Annotated in this window: 5 protein-coding genes; 3 read left to right on the top strand and 2 right to left on the bottom strand. The window is 59.6% G+C overall.

Annotated elements, in window-relative coordinates:
- From ACFUOZ_RS21160 to ACFUOZ_RS21150, 3 genes are all read left to right on the top strand, one after another.
- Nucleotides 1-232: hypothetical protein (locus tag ACFUOZ_RS21160; RefSeq protein ID WP_377551959.1), on the top strand; the 232-nt coding region annotated here is incomplete at its 5' end.
- A gap of 1,014 nt (nt 233-1,246) precedes the next feature.
- Nucleotides 1,247-1,936, top strand: a complete 690-nt coding sequence (locus tag ACFUOZ_RS21155) for an RNA polymerase sigma factor (protein WP_377551957.1) — start codon at nt 1,247-1,249, stop codon at nt 1,934-1,936.
- A 1,373-nt stretch (nt 1,937-3,309) separates the two neighbouring features.
- Nucleotides 3,310-4,278, top strand: a complete 969-nt coding sequence (locus tag ACFUOZ_RS21150) for a hypothetical protein (protein WP_377551955.1) — start codon at nt 3,310-3,312, stop codon at nt 4,276-4,278.
- Between the two features lie 924 nt (nt 4,279-5,202).
- Here the strand turns inward: ACFUOZ_RS21150 and ACFUOZ_RS21145 are convergent.
- Nucleotides 5,203-5,469 (bottom strand): type II toxin-antitoxin system RelE/ParE family toxin, encoded by a 267-nt coding sequence (locus tag ACFUOZ_RS21145; protein WP_377551953.1) that lies wholly within the window; start codon nt 5,467-5,469, stop codon nt 5,203-5,205.
- On the bottom strand, nt 5,466-5,717 hold the full coding sequence (locus tag ACFUOZ_RS21140; protein ID WP_377551950.1) for a type II toxin-antitoxin system Phd/YefM family antitoxin: 252 nt from the start codon (nt 5,715-5,717) through the stop codon (nt 5,466-5,468). Before ACFUOZ_RS21140 ends, ACFUOZ_RS21145 begins: the two co-directional genes overlap by 4 nt.
- Nucleotides 5,718-6,193: the final 476 nt, after the last annotated feature.

The following is a 6,193-nucleotide window of genomic DNA, read 5'->3' as shown; positions in this document are numbered from 1 at the left end:
GCAAGCAGGGCGCATCCTGGGTGGGCTGCACGTAAACTCCCGTGACGGCTTGGCCCTGGCTGCACGACGGGACCGTAACGGCGGTTTGTCTCCGCAGGTGACCTTGGGCCGGCTGACGCCCGTTTGCGTGACGTTCCAGGGTTTTGAGCGGGTTTATGCCGGTGTCCGAGAGTGGGGTGGAGGCGCGGGCGGGTCGCTTGCGGCACGAACGCGCGCAGAACGCCTGGGGTGAGCAGTGCGTGCCGTTGATTTCCTGGGTGAGAGATTTCCTGCGGCGGCAGGGAACGAGGGCGGTTGATCGCCCGGGTGCACTCGTGCGTGAGGTCAGCGTCAAGGCCGAAGAGCACCTTCAGCGCCGCGGGTACTTCGCTGTCCCGGCAAGCAGCCACCAGGCAGCCGCAATCACGTGCCACGGCTATCGGCAGCACCCTGCCGTGCTGTTGCACGTTGGTGGACAGTTCGTCCAGCCGCTCCTCGTCCTGTGGAAGCGACTTGTCCAAGACCCCTTTCACCTGCGTTCAACGCCGCGGCGTGATGTTCGCACTTGCCAACGTCGAGCCCGCAGCAGCCCGCTACTTCAGGTCTCCACCAACAGAGGCTAATCCCATGCGCCCGTGCCTGAGCGTGGGCGTCTTTGGTTGAGGAAAAGCCTAGGAGTTGTTTATGAACGGGAGGAGGAGGCCCCCCTTGGGGGTCTCCTCCTCCTGTTTATGGTGCGTCTAGATTCTTGGGGGAATCAGTGTTGACGATGTTGATCGTAGTGATGGTCCCTGGCAGGACACTGGAAAGAACCTGGCACTACGCTGCACCCCGAAACATGGACGGGGTACTCCCCGGGTTTGTGGGTGGGGTTTGTGCGCTGTGTCCTTCCCTACCGCCCCATTCTTCCCCCGCCCACCAGTACCGTGAAGGCGGGGATGCCGGGGCATGCCGACCACAGCCCCCCGGGTGACGTGCGTCACTTTCTGGGGTTGTGGTGGTTAACTGTGTGCTGGGGCTTGAAGGAGGTGGGCTCAGAACTTCCTGTAGGGTCCTTAGCGCCGTAGCTCTGTCGTGGGTGGTTGTCCCGGCAGGGTGGGTGGTGCCCGCGCGTTCCCGGGTGGGTGCCGCCCAGCTGCGACGGTGTCGTTGTTTCCGTGCAGGTTTCATTTTGTGCGGTTTTCACCGCGGTGTCGGACACAGGGGGGGCGTGGAGCATCCGATCGCGCTCCGGGATATTGGTCTTAACAGGGGGGCAGAGATGATCATGGGCTGTAGTACTGGTTCCGCAGCAACACCGGCAACACCCGCAACACCTGGTTCCTCGACAACCCAGGGCGGCCCGTCAGTGGGGGAGGTGCTCTCGCCTGCCGCGCTGGCACGCCGCACCATAGAAGTTCATCGTTTGTACAGGACCCATCGGGACGCTGGGATGGTCTTGGCCCGGTCGTTGAGCAGCAACGAACAAGACGCTGAGGCCATCTTCCGGGAGGCGTTCACTGAAACCGTCCATGCTCTCAACGTTGAGAGCATACCCAGGTTCTTCGCTGCGGAACTGTTCACCGCGATCCGAGGTGCTGCCGCCAAATGGCATGGATCCGCTAAGGGAGGATTCCTGCCTGCGGCCCGGTCACAGGGCTTGAACGCACCAGGTGAGCGCGGCTTGGCGGGACCGGATGATGACGGTGGGGTTGGCGACGTCCCCGGGTATACGCGTGTGCAGGACGTCCTTACCGCGTTGCGCTCTCTTCCTGCTAGCTGGCAGGAGATCCTATGGCGCGCCGATGTCCTCGGCGAAGACCCCGGCGACATCGCCGCACGGATCGGTGTTACCCGCGCCGCTGTTGATCTCCTGACCGACCAAGCCCACGAAGCCCTCCGAACCGCCTACCAGGAACACAACAGCACCGGGCAAGATCGGTCTTCTTTATGGGATTCTGGTGATCCGGATGAGTAATGTTCTGACGTTGCCCGACGCCGGGGACCACACCCAGGCCTAGCCGGTTGAATTGTTCGGGATTGCCCGGACCACGGCGTACGCGAGCTTCAACAACGCCCGGGGTGAAGACTGGTGTCCTCACAGGAGCGCGGCCCGGAGATGGGACGCCGGCTAATCGGCCCTGCCGGGCCGTCTGTACGTAAGGGACGGGTTCGAAGGTGCAAAACCTGGTCTTGGCTTATGTGGCTTTTCCGACTTTGGCAGTTGTGATTTTTGGGTCCATGCGTACTCTTCGGCAGGCCCCGGTTGTGCCGGCGTTCAAAAGAAGCACGGCTACCGGGCCCGGACGCACGGAACCCTGACCCGGTAGCCGCCACGGGGTGCGGGCGGGCAGAGGTGAAAGAACCGGTGCCGTCGGCAGTGGCGTGACTGACCCCGATTGGAACAGGGAGGTCCTGGCCACCGTTTGCAGCCGGACTCTTCGTCTAAGGTTTCGGGCTGACGGCTGAGACTTCCTCCGCGATGCACCCTGGCCGTTGAACTTTGGTGTTTCCGTTGAGTTATCAGGAACCGTGTCCAGGGGGGCGATGGTTCCTGCCCACTTCTTCGTCACCTTGAAAAGTCGTAGCGACTCACGTCGCCAGGGCGCGCGGAGGATCGTCCCGCCCCTGGTCGGGCCGGCGATAGTGGCAAGCGCTGGGAGACTGTTCCCCTGGTTGATGGTGCTGTTCTTCTAGGCTGGGTTGCTTCGAATGTTGCGTTTTGCAGGAACGCCTGAGGAACATCACGTTTTGCCTTAATTGCCGTGAGTCATGCGGACGTGCCTCGCTGGCTGGGTTTCCTCGTGGCGATCATCGCGTGTATGCGATGAGATGCTCGGCGCCGGTTGCGACGCGGTCATTGCTGACGTTCCGTGCTGGGACAAACGTTTCGGTTGCGGGGTGAGGCAGGCATTGGGAATGCGCCCCTTTGCGCCCAACTGGTTCGTGTGTCCGCAGCACTTAGGGAATGACCTATGCCTTCGCTTGCCTGCTGTGGTGTGCGGCTTGGGGACCGAAACAGCTGTTTGCTGAAACCGCGTGCACATGTTCCTTGCCGCTGCCACCCCAGCCAGGATCCCGGCAAGCTGATTCTGCTGGACAGGGACTTCGTCCGAGCTCCTCACCATTGAGGATGTCTCTCCTGAAGGTGCCTAACTGGGCGCCGGAAATTATTGATTGGATCGGAAGATTACTTTGAAATACTTGATGAGGCTCTTCAGACAGGGGCGTTTGAGTAGGGTGCTGTCTGTGGCGGCGTGTTTCTTGATGGCGTCGTCGCTGATTGTTGTCGGTTCCGCTCCGGCCAGCGCCGCAGCGCAGCCTAGCAATGACGAAAATACCTTTCTATCCGTGGCTAAGGCTAAAACGTTTGGAGGAGCCTGGACTGCCAACTGTGACCCCGCACAGCTTCAGGGCAACGGTTGTGGTAGCGAGGGAAAGAAAGTAACGGCCATTAGGCAACACGAAGGGAAAGCTAGCGGAGTCCGTTGGGACGGGGTACGGGTCCAAGAAGAGGGGATATATGAGGTAACGGTCAAGTATTCCAACAGCGGCAGTGAGTTGTCAGCCAAGATGCCTACCCCAAACCCAGTATTTGTTTCGGAGCTGCAGAAATTCCCGTCACAGCGGGGAAAGAACGCCGGGTCCATTGGTGAGGTCACCCACATGCTCTGGCTGGACAAGTATTTCCCGAACACTATCGAGATCTCCTCGCTTCCGTCCGGGGACGCCCCCGAGATTATCGGCATCACGGTGCGGCCAAACGTGGATAATCTCCGACGCCGTGCCATTGCTCTCGGTGCCAATACGTTTGAGTTCTGCAATTACGGAGGCTACGTTGCTGCCTTTGACCTGCAGTGGGCAGTGGCGGGCAACGTAACCAACGACAAGGTTGTTACGGGACGTGAAACCACCGGAAACGTGAACGCGGGGCAGTGCCGGACGTTTACCGCTCCGGCTGGGGCCGTCTCGGCCAAGGTTGATGTACGCCGCTTTACATTCTTTAATCCCTTCAACTATGACTTCTCTCCCGTATGGGAAGGACAAAAGGGGGACAACAACGTCACCACTGGCTGGTTCAAAGTCCAAGGCGCCGGTGTGAAAGCAAAGTTCTCGGCTCACGGAACAACGTGTAATGCATGGAGCACGAGCCAGTCGCAGAGCGATATGACAAAAATCATTACTGAGGACATCGACGGCAGGGGTGAGAAGTGCGGAGGTAACTTCTTCAACGGCGGGACCATGATCGGACCCGATAACACCGATTCTCTGGGTAAGGTCCTCGTTCAGATTCTGTTCGCGCTTTTCGGCGGACGCTAAAAGTAATTCCTGTATAGGGTTGAACATCCTGGCGTGACGTAGGGTGAGGAGCCCCCGGGGTCGGTTTGAGCTACCACGCTCACTTGATGCCGGGGGTCTCTCACGTCCTACACCATTTACCGGCCAACGATACTCGCACCCGCGAACAACGGGATCTTGCACGGTTGGTCGCTAAGCAAAGCTGTACGCTGAGCTGGGCCGCAAGCGCCTTCTGCGCTCGTCCGCCCTGCGAGGGGTGGCCGGGCCGGCAGGGTGGTATCGGGCACAACCTGGCTGATATGTGGTCCGGCCGTCTGCCAACAACAGCCTTGGGAATACCGCAGAACACACCCATTCTTCGTCGTCGCTGGTCTCGGAGGCAGCGCCTATCTTGAAACATCCAACTCAGGCGAGTTCCAGACCAGCACCTGCGGACCTGATGGCGCAGCGAATCAAGATGCTGGAGCCTTTGACCGGTATCAATGAAGCTGAACGTATACCATTAGCCCACCTGGGAATATGCCGATTCGAGTCACCTCAGCACGAGGTAGAACTGGGCATCTCATCCCAAGCAGGGCAAACCCATCCAGTTCCATGATTCGTTCCGGCTCTCCCCGGTACTGAGGGCCTCGGTAGGATGCAGCAAAAGCTGTCAAACATCTCTCGGCCGCATCCGGCCAATGGCATATATGCCTAAGCCTCCACGGAGGCAGGGACCCTTTTGGCGTGGGTAAACGCCCGATGTCCTCAACAAATCGATGATCATTTCCGCATCGGCCATCCGCCCGAGCAGCTCCTTCGCCGCCTGCTGTGGACTCTTCGCTTACCCTCCATCACTACTTGGCCTCAACCTTTCCACTACCCCGGTCACAAAGCAAAGCCCATGAATCACGTTGAACACTCCGAAAAGCTGTGAACATCGTGGACCGTGCACCCATATGGTGGCTAGTGTTGGTAGATTTCCTTCCGGTGTCCCACCTTCACGACCAAGACCAGCAGTTCCTGATCGTGAATTTCGTACACGACGCGGTAGTCGCCTGTTCTAATTCGCCACTGCCCCTTGCCGCCAACGAGTTGAGTTGATTTCGGCGGCCGGGGTGCGGAGGCCAAAATTTCCACGGTCTTCAACACCCTGATTTGGGCGGCTCTGTCCAGTTTCCGGACCTGCTTGGCCGCCGCTGCCGTATAGGTGATATGGAACGCGCCGGTCACTCCTCGATTCCAAGCTCCCGCAGCAGCTCAGCATGAGTGACCCTGGCTTCAATCTCTGCCTTCGCGCTGCGGGCATCAGCAAGGTCTTCGGCATCTTCAAGGGCAGCAACAGCCCGCTCGTAAAACCCAGGATCGACGACAACCGCCACCGGCCGGCCCCGACGCGTGATGTGAACGGGTTCCTCCCGGACCGCATCAATAAGCTCCGACCAGTGCGTCCTGGCTTCATTCGCCGTTGTTACCGTCATGAACAAATCTTACGAAAGGTGCGATTCGTAAGCAAGAGACTGCATCCTAGTACGTCTCGACAGGAAAGTGATATTTGGTGAGGTTCGTACGTGCGCGGGGATTTTTGTGGACCTTTGACGACACCTTCCACCATCTCATGGGTATCGCAGAGGCGTGGCGCGTTCGATCTGAAGGCCCCTGAACAGCTTCAGGGAGCCTCTACCTAGATGACCTCATTCGCTATTTGGAAGAGATTGGCGGCTTGCAGGTCTTCCTCAGGTGAATCGACAAGCTCAGGAGCTGCCTATACAGGTGTCTTCTTAAACGAAGGGGCCAGCTTGCGCGGGGCCCAGCAACTTTGTTCGCAAGCACAAGCGGCGAGGGCTCGCACAGTACGTACGCGGCTGCTTCGTTGATGACGTTGCCCGTCAGGGCCGGCAGCGGCGCGTTGGCTTGCGTGCCCTGGCGCTACGCGGCCGATGAGGCCAGGAGGCGA

It is taken from the genome of Paenarthrobacter sp. NPDC057355, from assembly GCF_042667405.1.
Classification (GTDB): domain Bacteria; phylum Actinomycetota; class Actinomycetes; order Actinomycetales; family Micrococcaceae; genus Arthrobacter.
Note: the sequence above shows the minus strand (reverse complement) of the source record. Positions and strands in the feature narration are given on the sequence as shown.